Here is a 17,638-nt window from a genome sequence, read left to right as displayed (position 1 = left end):
CGAGCCCCACGAGAACAAAAGCACCACCAGCAACAACAAGCCCCACGAGTACCAACGAGCACCACGAGTTACCAGCGGGCCCATCACCGGGCCGGCGGCTCTTCAAAGGAGAAGACACATGCTCAACAGAAGGAACTTCCTCACTGCGGCGGTCGGCGTGGCGGCTGCGACGGGCCTGGCCGCCTGTGCCAAGAAGGACGAGGGCGGCTCCACCGGCTCCGGTGGCGGCGACGGCAAGATCGTCCTCGGCTTCTCGCAGGTCGGCTCGGAGAGCGGCTGGCGCAGCGCCAACACCGACTCGGTGAAGGAGGCCGCCAAGGAGGCCGGTTACAACCTCAAGTTCTCCGACGCGCAGCAGAAGCAGGAGAACCAGATCTCCGCGATCCGCAGCTACATCACCCAGGGCGTGGACGTCATCGCCTTCTCCCCGGTGGTCGTCACCGGCTGGGACGCGGTGCTGAAGGAGGCCAAGGCCAAGAAGATCCCCGTGGTCCTCACCGACCGCTCCGTCGAGACCTCCGACGAGTCCCTGTACGTCACCCTGGTCGGCTCCGACTTCACGGACGAGGGCCGCCGCGCCGGCAAGATCCTGGAGAAGGTCCTGGAGAAGGCCGGACACAAGGGCCCGGTGAAGATCGCCCAGCTGGAGGGCACCACCGGTGCCGCCCCCGCGATCGAGCGCGCCAAGGGCTTCAAGGAGGTCATGGACGCCGACCACGCGGACGACTGGAAGATCGTCGTCAGCCAGACCGGCGACTTCACCCGCGCCGGCGGCAAGCAGGTCATGGCCGCCTTCCTCCAGTCCAACCCGGACATCGACGTGCTGTTCGCGCACAACGACGACATGGGCATCGGTGCCATCCAGGCCATCGAGGCGGCCGGCAAGAAGCCCGGCAAGGACATCCTCATCGTCACGGTCGACGGCGTGAAGGACGGCTTCATCGCCATGTCCGAGGGCAAGATCAACGCCATCGTCGAGTGCAACCCGCTGCTCGGCCCCCAGCTGATGGAGGTCGTCAAGAAGGTCAAGAACGGCGAGACGGTCGAGCGCTGGATCAAGACCAAGGAGGGCGACTTCATGCAGGACCAGGCCAAGGCCGCCCTGCCCTCCCGCAAGTACTGACCGACCGCACCCATCGGCAGGGAGCCTCCGCCCGACCGCACACCACGGTCGAGGGGGCTCCCTGCGGGCCCGAACGACATCGCGGGCCCGACCAAAGAAACCGTGGGCCTGAACAAGATTCAAGAGGAGCATCTGCCATGGCAGAGCCGCGGCCCGTCCTGGAAATGACGGGCATAGTCAAGGAGTTTCCGGGGGTACGCGCTCTGTCGGGTGTCGACTTCCGGCTCTTCCCCGGTGAGATCCACGCCCTGATGGGCGAGAACGGAGCCGGGAAGTCCACCCTCATCAAGGTGCTGACCGGCGTCTACCCGCTGGACGGCGGCACGATCGCCCTCGACGGGCAGTCCATGCGGATCGACAGCCCGTTCCAGGCACAGCAGGCCGGCATCAGCACCGTCTACCAGGAGGTGAACCTCTGCCCCAACCTGTCGGTGGCGGAGAACATCTTCATCGGACGTGAACCCACCCGCTACGGCCGCATCCAGTGGAGCCGTATGCGCAAGGACGCGGCGGAGCTGGTCGACCGGCTCGGCCTCGACATCGACGTCACCGCGCCCCTGTCCTCGTACCCGCTGGCCGTGCAGCAACTGGTCGCGATCGTACGGTCGGTGGGCACCGGGGACAGCGACGGCGCCGGAGCCGGCACCAAGGTGCTGGTCCTCGACGAGCCGACCTCCAGCCTCGACCGCGACGAGGTCCTCGAACTGTTCCGCCTGATGCGCCGGCTCAGGGACGAAGGCGTCGCGATCCTGTTCGTCTCGCACTTCCTCGACCAGATCTACGAGATCTGCGACCGTATGACCGTCCTGCGCAACGGCACCCTCGTCGGCGAGCACCTGGTCAGCGAGCTCGACCAGGTCGGACTGATCCAGCTCATGATCGGCAAGGCCATGGACCAGCTGGAGGGGCTCCACGAGCACCAGCTGCACGCCGAGGTCGGCGAGACGCTGCTCCAGGCGGAAGGCCTCGGCCGGACGGGCGGTGTCGCCCCCTTCGACCTGGAGATCAAGAAGGGCGAGGTCCTGGGCCTGGCCGGCCTCCTCGGCTCCGGCCGTACCGAACTCGCCCGGCTGCTCTTCGGCGCCGACCAGCCCGACAGCGGCAAGGTCACCATCGGCGGCAAGCAGGTCTCGATGAGCGCCCCGAACGACGCCATCGGCGCCGGGGTCGCGTTCTGCTCCGAGAACCGCAAGACCGAGGGCCTGGTCCCCGACCTGACGGTGCGGGAGAACATCATCCTCGCCCTCCAGGCGGCTCGCGGCTGGACCCGGCCCATCCCGGCCGCCCAGCGCGACGAACTCGTCGCCAAGTACATCAAGGCGCTGGACATCCGCCCCGCCAACCCGGAGGCCCGGGTCGGCCAGCTCAGCGGCGGCAACCAGCAGAAGGTGCTGCTGGCCCGCTGGCTCATCACCCAGCCGAAGCTGCTGATCCTGGACGAACCGACGCGCGGCATCGACGTCGGCGCGAAGGCGGAGATCCAGAAGCTCGTGGTCTCGCTCTCCGAGGAAGGCATGTCCGTGCTGTACATCGCGGCCGAACTGGAGGAGGTGCTCCGGCTCAGCCACACCATCGGCGTGCTGCGCGACCGCAAACTGGTCGCCCGGATCGCCAACGGGCCCGAGATCACCCCCACCCGGATCCTGGAGACCATCGCGAGCGGAGAGCACCAGTGACCACCACTCCCCGTTGGCGGGCGTTGACCCAGCATCACCTGTTCTGGCCGGTGGCCGTGCTGGTCGTCCTGCTGCTGATCAACGTTCCCTTCACCCCCGACTTCTTCTCGATCAAGATGACGGACGGCCACCTCTACGGCAGCCTCGTCTCGATCGTGCTGTTCGGCTCGCCGCTCATCCTGGTGGCGGTCGGTATGACCCTGGTCATCGCGACCGGCGGCATCGACCTCTCGGTCGGCGCCGTGGTCGCCATCACCGGCGCCCTGACCTGCTCGTACATCAGCGACCAGGCCGACCAGGACTCCCTGTCCGGTGTCTTCCTGGCCCTGGGCATCGGCCTGGTGGCCGCGGTCGTCTGCGGTCTGTGGAACGGCTTCCTGGTCGCCCGGATGGGCATTCAGCCGATCATCGCGACCCTCATCATCATGGTCGCGGGCCGAGGCGTGGCCCAGCTGATCACCGACGGCCAGATCATCACGATCAACAGCGAGCCGTACAAGCTGATCGGCGGCGGCTACTGGCTGACGCTGCCCTTCTCCATCTTCGTGGTCGCGGCGGTCGTCGCCGTCACCGTGGCCCTGACCCGCCGGACCGCCCTCGGCCTCCTCGTCGAGTCGGTCGGCGGCAACGCCGAGGCCAGCCGCCTGGTCGGCATCAGGTCCATGCGCATCAAGATCATGGTGTACGTGTTCTGCGCCCTGTGCGCCGGCATCGCGGGCCTGATGATCAGCTCCAACACCTCGGCCGCGGACGGCAACAACGCCGGCCTGTGGATCGAGCTCGACGCGATCCTGGCGGTCGTCATCGGCGGCACGTCACTCCTGGGCGGCCGGTTCTCCATCGGCGGCACGGTGGTGGGCGCCCTCGTCATCCAGACCCTGACGACCACGATCTACACCATCGGCGTACCGACCCAGACCAACCTGGTCTTCAAGGCCGCCGTCGTCATCGTCGTCTGCCTGCTGCAGTCCCCGAAGTTCCGCGCGAAGGTCTTCGGCAACAAGTTCGGCTCCGGAGCGGGAAGCGGCGCGAAGGGCGGCGGCACCTCGGCCGCCACCCCGGCGGACACCGCCCCGACCACCGCGGCAGCCCCCAAGATGGAGGTGTCGTGATGAGCACGGCCACCAAGACCCCCACGGCCCCCGACAGCCGTCGTACGCCGTCCAGGGCCGCGCAGTTGCTCGGCGACCGGCGCCTGCCCGTCGTCGTCACCGCCACGCTCTTCCTCGTGATGTACCTCGTGGGCCTCGGCCGCTACCAGAACTACGGTTTCGGTGAACCGCAGGTCTTCCTCAACCTGTTCATCGACAACGGCTACCTGCTGGTCGCCGCGGTGGGCGCCACCTTCGTCATCCTCTCGGGCGGCATCGACCTCTCCGTGGGCTCCGTGATCGGCTTCACGACCATGCTCACGGCATGGCTGGTGGAGAAGCAGGGCCTGCCCATCCTGGTCGTCATCCCCATCGCGCTGGGCGTGGGAGCCTTCGGCGGCTTCCTGATGGGCTATGTGATCCACAACTTCGAGATCCAGCCCTTCATCGTGACCCTCGCCGGCCTGTTCCTCTTCCGGGGCCTGTGCCTGATCATCAGCAAGGAGTCGATCGCCATCGACGACTCCTCGGTGAGCAGCATGGCGCAGGCGCAGGCACAACTGGGGGTGGGCTTCCTGTCGATCGGCGCGATCATCGCGCTGGTGGTACTGGCCATCGCCTTCTACGTTCTCCACTACACTCGCTTCGGCCGCCGCGTGTACGCCATCGGTGGCAACGAGCAGTCCGCCCTGCTGATGGGCCTCCCGCAGGGCGGCACCAAGATCGCCGTGTACACGGTGAGCGGCTTCTGCTCCGCCCTGGCGGGCCTGCTGTTCACCCTGTACATCCAGTCGGGCGACCCGCTGCACGCGACCGGCATGGAACTCGACGCGATCGCCGCGGTCGTCATCGGCGGCACGCTCCTGACGGGCGGCTCGGGCTATGTCGTGGGCACCCTGTTCGGTGTCCTCGTGCTGGGCCTCATCAAGAGCATCATCCAGTTCGAGGGAACGCTCAGCTCCTGGTGGACGAAGATCGCCACCGGTGTGCTGCTCTGCGCGTTCATCCTGATCCAGCGGGCCATGACGGCGCGTAAGAAAACCTGAGCGGATGTGCTCTGCGGGCGGTCCGTCGCGCGTACGCCGTGCGACGGACCGCTCCGGCGTGCCAGAAGATGGCATGGAATGATCAACCTTGACCTCAAGTAGGCAAACTCGAAAGGCAAGTTCCGCACGGAATATTCACAGGTCTCCCTAGGAACGCTCCCCGTGAGGAACCTATTCTTCCCGCGTCATGGACTACTGCGACCAGTGCCAACGCCACCTCAACGGCGCACTCGCCTGCCCGGGGTGCGGCTCATCGACAGCACTCCTCCCTCTGTACGGGGAGGAAGCCGACGCGCGCCCGGAAACGGACGCGGGCGCGGACGGCTCCGCCGCTGCTGTCGCCGAGGCAGTCCGTCCTGGGCGGGCGGCGGCCCGTAAGGCGGGTCGTGGACGCGGGCGCGAGGCCGCCGCTGCCGTTCCGGCCGCGGAAGACGCCGACGAGTACGAGGGTGAGGATGAGGCCGCCGACCGGGCAAGCGGCAGCCGGCGTGACCGCAAGGCGGCGGCGCACCGGCGGCGACGGAAGCGGGCGCTGCTCGTCGTCGCGGGATTCGTCCTCGCGGCGGGCGGGCTGAGCCTCACCGAGCTGGGCACGGACGCGCCGGGCTCGAACCCGAACTCCGCGACGGCGGACGGCGAGACGTCGGACGGTGTGGCGTCGGCGGAGGCCGACGCCACGGAGGCGCCCGTGTCCGAGGAGTCGGCCGCGTCGGACGACACCGCGTCGGACTCGGCGTCCCGGTACTCGTCCCCGTCCTCATCGGCGTCGCCGTCGGCATCGGAGAGCTCGGGATCACCGTCGCCGTCGGTCTCGCCGAGCAGAAGCAAGGACGCCCAGTCGGCGCCGATCGGCTCGGCGCCGACACCGACGAGGGGCGAGTCCGCGACGACTCCGACGGACTCGACGACCCCGTCCACCGACCCGACCACCGCGGACCCGACCCCGGAACCGTCACCTTCGGAGACGTGCGAGCAGTTCCTCTGGTGGTGCTCGTAGGTTTCCTCCCGCCTGGGACCAGCCGTTTCCCCTGGTCAGCGATCAGTTCCGCCCGCAGCTGTGCCCTGTGGGGCAAGGTCGCGGCAACCGGCTGACCCGGCGGCCACGGGGGCTCTCGGCGCGGCCAGGGAGCCCCCGCCCGCCGGTCACCGTCGGTGGCTCCGGAAGGCCGAGCGCACGGGACCCGACCGGCCCCGGCCCCTTCCCTCCCGTTCGCCCGTCCGCCCTCGCTCGACGCGTCACCGAAGCGCCGGAGCCTTCCGCGAACCGAGGGCCCGCTGCGCGCCCGTGGCTACGCCTCCACCATCCGCACCAGCAACCCCCGCAACAGCACCCGCTCCTCGTCCGACAGTCCGGCCAGCGGCTCCCGGGCGAAGTCCAGGGAATCGCGCAGGCTCCGCGCGACCCTGAGCCCCTCGTCCGTACAGGCGGCCAGCTTCACCCGGCGGTCCGACGGGTCGGGGCGGCGCTCGACCAGGTCGCGGGACTCCAGGCGGTCCACGATCCCCGTGACGTTCGACGGCTCGCACCGCAGCTTCCGTGCCAGCTGCCGCATCGGCAGTGGGCCCAGGGAGAGCAGGCTCAGCAGGCGGGCCTGCGCTCCGGTGAGGGAGTGCTGGGTGGCCGCCTCCTCGTACTCCTCGTGGTAGCGGGCCACGACAGCGCCGATGAGGTCGACGACCTCCAGGGTCAGGGGGTCGGGGCGACGGGTCTTCTCCGGTGTGGCCATGCTCTCCAGGCTACCCGTTTACTTGACATCATGAAATGTTCAGGAGCATTATTGTTTCAGGTACTGAAACATTTGAGCCGTACAACCCCCAGGTACCCGTAGACACAGAGACAGTCAGCCGCACCGGAAGGCCCCCCTCATGTCCGAGACCCTCACCCTCCCCACCGTCAGCCGCGAATGGCACCTGCTCAGCCGTCCGGTCGGCTGGCCGAAGGCCGAGGACTTCGCCCTGGTCGAGGCCGAGGTCCCGCAGCCTCGCGAAGGCCAGGTGCTGGTGCGGAACCTGTACGTCTCCGTGGACCCCTACATGCGCGGCCGGATGAGCGACGCCAAGTCGTACGTCGCCCCCTTCGAACTGGGCAAGGTCATGCAGGGCGGGGCCGTCGGCGAGGTCGTCGCCTCCAACGCCGAGGGCTTCTCCGTCGGTGACCACGTCCTGCACTTCCTCGGCTGGCGCGAGTACGCGGCGGTGAACGCGAAGGACGCCGTCAAGGTCGACCCCGAGGCCGCGCCGCTGTCGACGTACCTCGGTGTACTCGGCATGACCGGCCTCACCGCCTACGCGGGCCTCCTGCGCACCGCCTCCTTCAAGGAGGGCGACGTCGTGTTCGTGTCCGGCGCGGCCGGCGCCGTGGGCGGCCAGGTCGGGCAGATCGCCAAGCTCAAGGGTGCCTCCCGGGTCATCGGTTCCGCCGGGTCCGACGAGAAGGTCAAGCTGCTGGTGGAGGAGTACGGCTTCGACGCCGCCTTCAACTACAAGGACGGGTCCGTCAGTTCGCAGCTCCGCGAGGCCGCCCCCGACGGCATCGACGTGTACTTCGACAATGTGGGCGGCGACCACCTGGAGGCGGCCATCGGCTCCCTCAAGCACGCCGGCCGGATCGCCATCTGCGGCATGATCTCCGTCTACAACAACACGGAGCCCGCCCCCGGCCCGAAGAACCTCGCCCGTCTCATCGCCACCCGCGGCCGTATCGAGGGCCTCCTCGTGGGCGACCACTACGACCTCCAGCCGCAGTTCGTCGAGGAGGTCGGTGCCTGGGTCCGCTCCGGCGAGCTCAAGTACCGCGAGACGGTCGTCGAGGGCATCGAGAACAACCTGGAGGCGTTCCTCGGGGTGCTGCGCGGCGACAACACCGGCAAGATGATCGTCAAGTTCTGAGCCACCGGACCTTCTTGACGGTATGACCGAGGCCGCACCCCTGGACGTGGGGTGCGGCCTCGTCCGCTGGACGGGAGGCTGGGTCAGCCGCGCAGCGCCGCCGTGTGCGCCGCCCGTACGAACCGCTCGTTCTCCGGCGCCGCTCCGCCCGGGAAGGCGTACCGGCGGCGGGTGTAGCCGTAGGCCAGACCGCTGTGCGGGTCGGCGAAGGCCTGGGAGCCGCCCGCGCCGCTGTGACCGATGGTGCCCGCACCCAGGAACGGGTAGGCCACGTCGGCGGTCTTCTGGAAGCCCAGGCCGAACGATTTGTGGGCACGGGCCACCAGGTCGTAGCCGGTCGAGTGGAACTGGCCGAACTCCGCCACCGTGTCCGGCTTCAGCAGCGGCGCGTGCTCACCGACCTCGCTGATCGCCGCCGCGTACAGCCCGGCCAGCCCACGCGCCGACGCCACCCCGCCGACCGACGCCGGACCCTTGGCGCGGACCACCCGGTGGTTGGGCAGGGACTCGATGTCGGTGGGCTCGACCCCGTTGCGGTTGAAGGCGATCGAGGCGAGCGTGTGCGGCCCGGAGGGCAGCGAGTCCAGCAACTCCCGTTCCACCGGCGTCGGTCGCATCGGCTGGACGGTACGGAAGCGCGGCTCCAGTGCCTCCGGCAGCCCCAGGTAGAAGTCCAGGCCGTACGGGACCCGCACCCGCTCCTCGTGGACCTCCTGGAGCGTACGGCCCGTGGCGCGCCGGACGATCTCGCCGGTCAACGCGCCGATGACCAGGGCGTGGTAGCCGAAGGCGGTGCCGGGGCGCCAGAACGGGCGCTGGTCCGCGAGGCGTTCGGCGATCAGCCGGTCGCAGGCCAGCTCCTCCAGGGTGAAACCGGTGTCGGTACCGACCAGCCCGGCCCGGTGCGCGATCAGGTCGCGCAGGGTCAGCGAGGCCTTGCCCTCAGGGGAGAACTCCGGCCAGTAGTAGGTGACTTTGCGGTCCAGCTCCAGCGTGCCCTCCTGGACCAGCAGGGCGACCACGAGATGGGCGGCGCCCTTCGTGGACGAGTACACGCCGTAGAGGGTGTCCGGTTCGGTGTCCGGCCCCGCCCACAGGTCGACGACCCGCCTGCCGTGCACATACGCACACAACTGGCCCTCGTAGTCGGGCAGTTCACCGGCGACGAAGGCGGCGAACTCCTCCCGCACCGCCTCGAAGCCCTCGGCGACCGTGCCCCGGACGAGTCGTCCCGCGGCCTCGGTGGTCTCCTGCGTCATCCGCTCTCCTCGCCCGACGTACCGATCGTCGCGGTCGGCACGCTCAGCAAAGCACGTGCCACCTGCGCGAACTCCCCCTTGGGATGATCCCGGAACAGCGGCTCGGTGCCGAACAGCACGGCGTGCGGCCCGCTGACCACCGACGCCTGTCCCGCCGCTGCCGCCGGACCCCCGGAGCCGTCCGCCAAGGGCCGCCAGTGCCCGGAGACCAGAGGATTCCCGGCCCCGTACGACTGGTCGACCCGCACGCCGGGGCCCAGGTCCGTGAACCAGACGGGCGCGTAGACGAACCCGTGGTCCGGCGCCCCGCCGGTGACCGGGCTCCGGCCCGAATTCACCACCCGGACAACGCCGTTGGCGTCCCCGTTGCCCTCGACCGGCTTGGCCGCCAGCAGCCCGGCGGCCGAGTTCAGCGCTGCCCCTTCCGCACCCCGGCCGACCAGCCCCCGGGAGCCGAGGAAGGCGTCGAGTGCCATACGGGCGGCCGGGGTCAGGCCGTCGTACTCCACGCCCTGCGACACGAACAGCACATCCGCCCTCGACCAGTCGAAGCCGGCGTTGAGGACGGCCGTCGACACCGGCGTGACCTCGAAGTTCATCTCCCGCAGCGCGAACAGTTCCCCGGACGTGACGGCCGCCGCGACCCGGGTGCGGTGCAGAGTGGCCGTACCGGTCGCCTTCGTCGCGTCGAAGGCGACGCCGTACGTACGGGCCAGCGCGACCGCCTTCCCGCGCGCAGACGCCGGGACGATCGCACTGCCGTCCGCTGCCCGCCGTACCGAAACACCGTCGCGCAGAAGGGAGTTGAGAGCCGCGATCTCACGCGGATCGTCCAGGCGCAGCCGCAGCCTGCCGTGCGGAGCGACGTACCCGAGGCGCGTGGCAGCGGCGACCGCCCGCAGGGGCGCGCCCGACAGGCTGCCCCGGTCGACCGGTTGGACGGTCGCGCCCCACAACCGGCCCAGGCTCCAGCCCGAGATGTCGTACATCACCGACACCTTGTCGCTGATGTCCCGCCCGTCGGCGAGCAGCACGTTCGCGAGCCCGCGCTTCGGCTGACGCATGTCGACGACGTACGAACCCTTCGCGTACGTCCGTCCGCCGAGGCGGAAGGCGTGGGTCGCGCGGGTGACGCGGACGTCGTTGGCGAGCAGCTGGTCGACCAGCCGGGCGGCGGCGGGCGCGGAGCGCTGGGCCGAGGTGCCCGCCGGGATGACGTACGCGCGGGGGAAGGTGGTCGTGTAGACGTCCTCCGGCCCGATCCCCGGAACACCCGGGACGGACGTCGTCGACACCGGCACCTGGGCGGCCCCCGCGGCACCGCGCCGGAAGACCTCGATCTGGTCGGCCACGAGCGAAGCCCGGTGATCCCGCACGTAGTCGAGGGTCCCCGTGATCGCCGCGCCGGCCACGGCGACGTTGATCGCGGAGCGGCGGCGCAACTCGTCCACCGGGAGGGTGTCGTAGGCGCGGTTGTTGACCGTCAGCGGGATCTCGACGGTGTGCGCGGCGACCGTGCCGTGGAAGGCCGCGTACTGCGGGGTGAAGATCGGCGGCCAGTCGTCCCAGCCCTCTTCCTGATCACGGAACGGGATCTGGGCGGGCTCGACGCCGTCCTTCCGCGGTGTGTAGCCGAGGCCGTTGACCGCGGCCTCCATCCCGAGGGCGTTGGCGTAGGAGTTCTTCAGGAAGAGGTCGTACTCGTAGTTCTCGCCGTGCGGGGGAGTGGTGGGCTCGATGAGGGTGCCGTTGACGTATCCGTGCACGTCGAGCATGACGGTCGGCTGCTTGTCGATCTCGATCTGCCGCATCGCCCGCCCCTCGGGCTGCGAGGAGGTGACGAAGTCCCGGTTCAGGTCGAACCCGTTGGCGTTGGCGCGGGTGCCGGCGATCCGGCCGTCAGGGTTGGCGGTGATGTTGAAGTAGAGCCGGCTGTGCGCGAGCAGGTCCCGGGTCCTGGCGTCGGTGGCGGTGGCGAGCCGCTCGATCAGCTTCAGGGAGGCGTCGGTGCCCTCCCACTCGTTGCCGTGGATGTTGTTGTTGACGAAGACGGGCGCCTTGTAACTCCGTTTGACCGCCCGGCTCTTGGCGGCGACCGTGGGCGCGTTCTCGATCAGCTCGCGCATGCCCTCCTGGGCGCGCGTCTGCGCCGCGCTCTCCGGCGCGGTGACCGTGACGAGATAGAGCCGGTGCCCGCCCGCGGAACGGCCCGCGACCTCGACGCTCACCCGGTCGCCCAGCTTCTGGAGGGCGTTCAGCTTCGGGGCGATGCCGTGGTACGGGATCAGGCCCAGCTTGATGGACTTGTCCGCCGGGTTCTCCGGGTCGGGGGACAGGGTCTGCTCGCGGGGGTAACCGCGCCCCCGGTCGGTGAGATCGGTGACAGGGGCGGTGAGGGCGCGGACGGCGGCGCCGGCGGAGGTATTCGCGGCGCGCGGGTCGTCGGCGGACCGCTCAGCCTCCGACCCCGTACCCTCCACCCCCTCACGGGTGACGGGCTTACGGTCGGCGGTGGCGGTGTGGGGGGTGAGCAGGAGCGAGCCCGCCGTGGCGACGGCGAGGACGGTGAGCAGAACAGGGCTCGGTGGAACGGGTCTTGTGCGACGCACGCGTACCTTCTCCCATGCTTCCTGAACTTCCGGTGCTTCCTGTGATCGGTACGGCGAGATGTACCCTCTCGACTCAACGTCAGCAAGAGGGTCTCCGCGTCACGAATGCCCCGGACGGCCGATGCCGAGGGGGCCGGAAGAGTCCCCGATAGAGTTCCCCCATGAGCGATCTCGTGACAGGTTTCCGTTACCTCCTGAAAGGCCAGCGCTGGGTCGCCCGACACGGCAGGCAGTACGGATTCGGGCTGCTCCCCGGCCTTCTCACCCTCGTCCTCTACCTCGCCGCCCTGACCTCCCTCGCCCTCTACGGCACCGACCTCACCACCTGGGCGACCCCCTTCGCCGACGGCTGGTCGAGCCCCTGGCTCGGCCTCTTCCGCGGCTTCCTCACCGGCCTCCTCTTCGTCCTGGCCCTGCTCCTCTCGGTCCTCACCTTCACCGCGATGACCCTCCTCATAGGCCAGCCCTTCTACGAGAACCTCTCCGAGAAGGTCGACCGTGACGTGTCCCCCGACGGCACGGCCCCCGAGTCGGGCCTGCCGCTGCACAAGGAGTTGTGGATCTCGGCCCGTGACAGCCTCCGGGTCCTCGTACGGGCCCTGTGCTGGGCGCTGCTCGTCTTCGCCCTAGGCTTCGTCCCGGTCGCCGGGCAGACCGTCGTACCCGTGCTCGGCTTCATGGTCACCGGCTTCTTCCTCACCGAGGAGCTGGCCGGCGTCGCCCTCCAGCGGCGCCGGGTCGAACTCCGGGAGCGGCTGGCCCTGTTGCGTTCCCGCAAGCTGCTCGTGTGGGGCTTCGGCGCGCCGCTCGCGCTGGCCTTCGTGGTGCCGTTCGTCGCCGTGTTCCTGATGCCGGGCGCGGTCGCGGGCGCCACGATGATGGCCCGCGACCTGCTCGGCGAGGAGACCCGGGACTCCTCGCGGGACAAGGACTCCGGCGATCAGGAGACGTCGACCTCGGCATCCTGACCGGACGGGTCCACGGCCACGGCCAGGATCGACCGCACCTGCGCGATGATGTCCAGCCGGTTCCGCACGAACTCGGGGTCGGTCACGGCCCCGGTCGCCGGGTCGGTGTTGCCCGTCCCGAACTGCAGCACGGGCGTGTGCACATGCCCGCCGGGAAGCGTGGCGCCCAGACCGAGCCGGTCGCGCAACAGGGTCGCCCGGTAGGCGATCTCGTTGGACAGGTAGTTCCCGCCGCCCCCGGCCCGCGCCGTCGACCCGGCGGTGGGCCCGTCGGCCCGTACGACGGGATCGCTGCCGCCTGCCGGTATCTCGGTCACACTGGTGTTGTCGTACACGGGGAAGCGCCCGGTGTCCGCGGCGACAACCGCTTTGTGGGGCAAGGTCGTCGAGGTCCACTGCGGCTGCGAGGCCGGGTCGCCGACCGGAACGGTCTGCGTCCGGGCGATGTTCTCGTTGTCCGGGAAGCCGCCCCGCCAGGCCCCGTTGGTCCGCTCCACGTCGAACCGTCCGACCCGCCCCTGACTCACGGTCGCGAACAGATCGACCGTCGGCAGAAGCGGCTTCAGCGTCCGCTCCACCGTCCCCTCGGCGAAGTCCTGCCAGCGCACCGGGAACACAGCGGCCTCGACCCTGACCCGGCCCTCCGCCGTCTCGATCACCGTGCCGTCGAGGGCGAGCGCGGTGGCCCCGGACGGGTTGGAGATCCGTATGTCCCGGTCGAGCGTGAACGGATCGAACCCGGTGACGAGAACCCGCTTCGACGCCCCGCCGCACGGATAACGGACCGATGCCTGTCCACGAGAGTTCCGCTCCAACTCACCTAGCAACGCAGCCCGTTGACTGTCACTGACCCCGAACGACGGCTCCCACAAACGCAGTTCACGGGTCATCCCCAGTCGCGCCCAGTACAGCGGCCGGTCGTCGTCCCGGCTGAGATCGCCGCCGGCCGGCCCGCGTCCCTGCGCCCGGTCGACGGCCCGCTGCCACAGCACCGCTCCCCGGCGTACGACGAGTCCGCGCGCCTCCGCGTACGAGCGTGCGCCGCCGAGCGCCCGCGCGAACGCCGGGGCCACGGCGTCGAATCCGGAGCGCCGGAGGATCTCCTGCGGCGCCGCCTTGTCGAGCCGCTGCTCCTCGACCGTGGGTGCGACCGGGGTGTCCGCCGCCGAAGCGGTGGCGGGCGCCGAGAGCCCCGCCACCAGGGCGAACCCGAGTATGCCGATCCGAACGCGTGGGGAATTCAAGGGAGTTCAGCCTTCCGTCGCCGTGGGCAGCCGTGGGCAGCCGTGGGCAGCCGTGGGCAGCCGTGGGGTGCTGCCGGACGGCCGCAGTATCGCGTGGTGGAAGTGGTCTACGCCATAGTGGGAGGCGGGGAGACGTTCATGGACTTCGACGAGGAGGCGCCCACGTGACGAAGGCACCACAGGTTCCACAGGTACCGAACGACAAGGCACGCGAGGATGCTGTCGAGGCGGCTCTCGGCAGGCTCGACCTGGACGCCAAGGCCCGGCTGCTGGCCGGGCAGGACTCGTGGTCGCTGCCCGAACTGCCCGAGATCGGGCTGAGGTCCCTGGTCATGTCCGACGGCCCGATCGGCGTCCGCGGCACCCGCTGGACCGCCGACGACCCCTCCGTCGCCCTGCCCTCCCCGACCGCGCTCGCCGCCACCTGGGACCCCGAACTCGCCCACAGGGCGGGGGTGTTGCTGGCCCAGGAGGCCCGCCGCAAGGGCGTCCACGTGCTCCTCGCGCCCACCGTCAACCTGCACCGCTCCCCGCTCGGCGGCCGGCACTTCGAGGCGTACAGCGAGGACCCGTACCTCACCGGGCGGATCGGCGCCGGCTACGTGAACGGCGTCCAGTCCGGTGGCGTCGGCACCACGGTCAAGCACTTCGTCGCCAACGACGCCGAGACCGACCGCTTCACGGTGGACAACCTGGTCTCCGAACGCGCCCTGCGCGAGCTGTACCTGGCCCCCTTCGAGGCCATCGTCGAGAACGCCCACCCCTGGGGCATCATGACCGCCTACAACACGGTCAACGGCACGACGATGAGCGAACACCGCTACCTGGTCAACGAGGTCCTGCGCGGCGAATGGGGCTTCGACGGCTACAACGTCTCCGACTGGACGGCCGCCCGCTCGACCATCGGCGCGATCAACGGCGGCCTCGACGTCGCCATGCCCGGCCCGAAGACGGTGTACGGCGCCCCCCTCGCCCGGGCCGTACGGAACGGACACGTGCCCGAGGCCACCCTGGACGGGGCCGTACGCAACGTGCTGCGCCTCGCCGCCCGCGTCGGTGTCCTGGAGGGCGCCGAGCCCGCCGTCGCCCGCGCCGACCTCCCCGCACCGGTCGACGGGGAGGCCCTGGCCCGCGAGATCGCCCACCGCTCCTTCGTCCTGGTCCGCAACCAGGGCGCGCTTCCCCTGCCCGCCGGACACACCGTCGCCCTCGTCGGGGCCGCCGCCCGCGACGCCCGCGTCCTCGGCGGCGGCTCCGCCACCGTCTTCCCGGCCCACGTCGTCTCCCCGCTCGACGGCCTCGCCGCCGCCCTCCCCGAAGGCGCCCTGACGTACTCCGTCGGTGCTGACCCGAACACCGAACTCGCCGTCGCCGACAAGGGGTTCGTCCTGCGCGCCGTCTGCCGCGACGCCGCCGGCACGGTCATCGGCACCGGCTCCGCCCCCAGCGGCCAGATCAACTGGATGGGCGCGGACCTCCCCGACGGCGTCACCCACGACCGGCTCCACACCGTCGAACTCACCGGCACCTTCACCCCGCGTGACACCGGCCCGCACACCTTCGGCATCAAGGGCCTCGGCGCCTTCACCCTCACCGTCGACGGCACGACGTACTACGACGACGTCCAGGCCACCGACAGCGACGACCCCTTCATCGCGTTCTTCGGCGACCCCCAACCCCGGGCCGAGGTCCAACTGACCGCGGACACACCGGTCGAGGTGTCCCTCACCTACGGCGTTGTCCTCCCCGACGACGCCGCGATGAAGTCCGTCGGCTTCAGCCTGTGCCACCAGGAACCGCGACGCGACCCCGACGAACTGATCGCCGAGGCCGCCGAGGTCGCCCGCGCCGCCGACACCGCCGTCGTCGTGGTCGCCACCACCGAACGCGTCGAGTCCGAGGGCTTCGACCGCACCGACCTCCGACTCCCCGGCCGCCAGGACGACCTGGTGCGCGCCGTCGCCGCCGCCAACCCGAACACCGTCGTGGTCGTCAACTCCGGCTCCCCGGTGGAACTGCCCTGGCGCGACGAGGTCGCCGCCGTGCTGCTGACCTGGTTCCCCGGCCAGGAGGGCGGCGCGGCCCTGGCGGACGTCCTCACCGGCGACCGGGAACCCGGCGGCCGGCTCCCCACCACCTGGGGCGCGCTCACCGACGCCCCGGTCACCCGGGTCACCCCGACCGACGGTCAACTCCCGTACACCGAGGGTGTGTTCATCGGCTACCGCGCCTGGGAGAAGGAGGGCCGCATCCCCTCCTACCCCTTCGGCCACGGCCTCGGCTACACGGACTGGACGTACGAGACGGCCGAGGCGGAGGGGAGTCGGGCGGACGGGGTGACCGTCACCGTCCGGGTCACCAACTCGGGTACGCGCGCGGGCCGCGAAGTCGTACAGGCGTACCTCGCTCCGACCACCCCGGACCCCGACCGCCCCGCCCGCCGGCTGGCAGCCTTCGCCGGGATCGAGGCCGCGCCGGGCGAAACAGTGGAAGTAGCCCTCGAACTCCCGCGCCGCGCCTTCGAGATCTGGGACGAGTCCGCCAACGGGTGGGCCTTTGTGAAAGGTTCGTACGAAATTCAGGTGGGCCGCTCGATCACCGACCGCAGGCTCACCTCTCCGATTACGGTCTAGCCGAGGGCAGTCCGCCCCACCAGCCGGCCCCGGCCCGGGACCTGACCCCTGGACCGGGGCCCGCCGGCGGCCCGCACACGGACCGCGCGCCCTTGAGCGCCGCGCCGCCCCTCACTCCCGTACGCCGAACCCGTACACCGTCTCCGAGCGGTACGTGCCCCCCGGCCGCAACTCCGTGCTCGGGAACCCGGGCCGGTTCGGCGAGTCGGGGAAGTGCTGGGTCTCCAGGGCGACGCCGTGCCCGGGCCCGAAGGGTTCGCCCAGGTGGTCGGCGGTGTAGAGCTGAATGCCGGGCTCGGTCGTCGCCACGGTCAGGACCCGCCCCGATGCCGGGTCGTACAACTCGGCGACCTCCACCGAACCCTCCGTCCGCCCCTTGTCGAGGACGAAGTTGTGGTCGTACTCGACGCCCACCTTCCGTTCCGTACGGAAGTCGAAGCGGGAGTCCGCCACCGGCTCGACGCCGGTCGGGATCAGGTCCGCGTCCACCGGGGTGTACCGCGAGGCGTCGATGCGCAGGGCGTGCCCGCCCGTGCTGCCGGAGGCCGGGCCGGACAGGTTCCAGTAGGTGTGGTTCGTCAGGTTGATCACCGTCGGCGCGTCCGTGACCGCCTCGTACGCGATCCGCAGCGCCCCGTCCGCGTCCAGCGTGTACGTCGCCGAGAGCTCCAGGCGCCCCGGGAACCCCTCCTCGCCGTCCGGGCTCACCAGCGACAACCGCACCCCGTGCTCGACCGGCTCCGCGTCCCACACCCGCTTGTCGAAGCCGTGGACACCGCCGTGCAGGCAGTTGGGCCCGTTGTTCCGCGCGAGCCGGTACGCCCGGCCGTCCAGCACGAAGGCGCCGCCCGCGATGCGGTTCGCGTACCGGCCCACCAGCGCGCCGAAGTACGGCTCCGGGTGCGCCAGATAACCGGCCAGGTCCGGGAACCCCAGCACCACGTCCACGAGCCGCCCGGCCAGGTCCGGAACCTCGACCGACTGCACGATCCCGCCGTACGACAGCACGCGCACCCGGACCCCGGCCCGCTCCAGCGTCCAGCGGTGGACGGGGGTGCCGTCGGACAGTGTGCCGAAGAGCTCGTTGATATGGGCCATGC

13 protein-coding genes are annotated in these 17,638 nt (G+C 70.4%); 8 read left to right on the top strand and 5 right to left on the bottom strand.

The window, feature by feature from the left end:
* Positions 1 to 118 precede the first annotated feature (118 nt).
* The 5 genes from IEY89_RS08840 to IEY89_RS08820 all read left to right on the top strand — a co-directional run bounded on the left by IEY89_RS08840 (position 119) and on the right by IEY89_RS08820 (position 5,933).
* The gene (locus IEY89_RS08840) at positions 119 to 1,123 is read left to right on the top strand and encodes an ABC transporter substrate-binding protein (RefSeq protein WP_189146733.1); all 1,005 of its coding nucleotides are present in this window, start codon (positions 119 to 121) and stop codon (positions 1,121 to 1,123) included.
* Positions 1,124 to 1,260: 137 nt separating this feature from the next.
* Positions 1,261 to 2,799 (top strand): sugar ABC transporter ATP-binding protein, encoded by a 1,539-nt coding sequence (locus IEY89_RS08835; RefSeq protein WP_189146732.1) that lies wholly within the window; start codon positions 1,261 to 1,263, stop codon positions 2,797 to 2,799.
* Entirely contained in the window at positions 2,796 to 3,911 is a 1,116-nt protein-coding gene (locus IEY89_RS08830; protein WP_189146731.1) for an ABC transporter permease, read from the top strand. Before IEY89_RS08835 ends, IEY89_RS08830 begins: the two co-directional genes overlap by 4 nt.
* Positions 3,911 to 4,936, top strand: coding sequence for a galactofuranose ABC transporter, permease protein YjfF (yjfF, locus tag IEY89_RS08825; protein ID WP_189146730.1), 1,026 nt, complete (start codon positions 3,911 to 3,913; stop codon positions 4,934 to 4,936). Before IEY89_RS08830 ends, yjfF begins: the two co-directional genes overlap by 1 nt.
* Before the next feature lie 187 nt (positions 4,937 to 5,123).
* Entirely contained in the window at positions 5,124 to 5,933 is an 810-nt protein-coding gene (locus tag IEY89_RS08820; RefSeq protein WP_189146729.1) for an SCO2400 family protein, read from the top strand.
* Between the two features lie 292 nt (positions 5,934 to 6,225).
* Here the strand turns inward: IEY89_RS08820 and IEY89_RS08815 are convergent, their stop codons facing one another.
* A complete protein-coding gene (locus IEY89_RS08815; RefSeq protein ID WP_189146728.1) occupies positions 6,226 to 6,663 on the bottom strand; it encodes a MarR family winged helix-turn-helix transcriptional regulator in 438 nt (145 codons plus the stop codon).
* A 139-nt stretch (positions 6,664 to 6,802) separates the two neighbouring features.
* On the opposite strand from IEY89_RS08815, the gene IEY89_RS08810 reads away from it, so the two are divergent.
* Positions 6,803 to 7,825 carry an NADP-dependent oxidoreductase gene (locus tag IEY89_RS08810; protein ID WP_189146727.1) on the top strand — a complete coding sequence of 341 codons (1,023 nt, stop codon included), beginning with the start codon at positions 6,803 to 6,805 and terminating at the stop codon, positions 7,823 to 7,825.
* An 83-nt stretch (positions 7,826 to 7,908) separates the two neighbouring features.
* On the opposite strand, the gene IEY89_RS08805 is transcribed toward IEY89_RS08810, so the two are convergent.
* Both IEY89_RS08805 and IEY89_RS08800 read right to left on the bottom strand, forming a co-directional pair.
* Complete coding sequence (locus IEY89_RS08805) at positions 7,909 to 9,084, bottom strand: serine hydrolase domain-containing protein (protein WP_189146726.1); 1,176 nt, start codon at positions 9,082 to 9,084, stop codon at positions 7,909 to 7,911.
* The gene (locus tag IEY89_RS08800; RefSeq protein WP_189146725.1) at positions 9,081 to 11,693 is read right to left on the bottom strand and encodes a M14 family zinc carboxypeptidase; all 2,613 of its coding nucleotides are present in this window, start codon (positions 11,691 to 11,693) and stop codon (positions 9,081 to 9,083) included. The genes IEY89_RS08805 and IEY89_RS08800 overlap by 4 nt, the downstream gene beginning before the upstream one ends.
* Positions 11,694 to 11,854: 161 nt before the next feature.
* Here IEY89_RS08800 and IEY89_RS08795 point away from each other — a divergent pair, with 161 nt between their 5' ends.
* On the top strand, positions 11,855 to 12,661 hold the full coding sequence (locus IEY89_RS08795) for an EI24 domain-containing protein (protein ID WP_189146724.1): 807 nt from the start codon (positions 11,855 to 11,857) through the stop codon (positions 12,659 to 12,661).
* Here the strand turns inward: IEY89_RS08795 and IEY89_RS08790 are convergent.
* Positions 12,634 to 13,905, bottom strand: coding sequence for a pyroglutamyl-peptidase I (locus IEY89_RS08790; protein ID WP_189146723.1), 1,272 nt, complete (start codon positions 13,903 to 13,905; stop codon positions 12,634 to 12,636). The two genes, IEY89_RS08795 and IEY89_RS08790, sit on opposite strands and share 28 nt — an antisense overlap.
* 164 nt (positions 13,906 to 14,069) lie before the next feature.
* On the opposite strand from IEY89_RS08790, the gene IEY89_RS08785 reads away from it, so the two are divergent.
* Positions 14,070 to 16,538 (top strand): beta-glucosidase family protein, encoded by a 2,469-nt coding sequence (locus tag IEY89_RS08785; RefSeq protein ID WP_189146722.1) that lies wholly within the window; start codon positions 14,070 to 14,072, stop codon positions 16,536 to 16,538.
* 111 nt (positions 16,539 to 16,649) lie between these two features.
* Here the strand turns inward: IEY89_RS08785 and IEY89_RS08780 are convergent, their stop codons facing one another.
* Positions 16,650 to 17,627, bottom strand: a complete 978-nt coding sequence (locus IEY89_RS08780) for an aldose epimerase family protein (RefSeq protein WP_189146930.1) — start codon at positions 17,625 to 17,627, stop codon at positions 16,650 to 16,652.
* Between the last annotated feature and the right edge of the window lie 11 nt (positions 17,628 to 17,638).

The organism is Streptomyces lacrimifluminis, assembly GCF_014646095.1.
GTDB lineage: Bacteria > Actinomycetota > Actinomycetes > Streptomycetales > Streptomycetaceae > Streptomyces > Streptomyces lacrimifluminis.
Note: the sequence above shows the minus strand (reverse complement) of the source record. Positions and strands in the feature narration are given on the sequence as shown.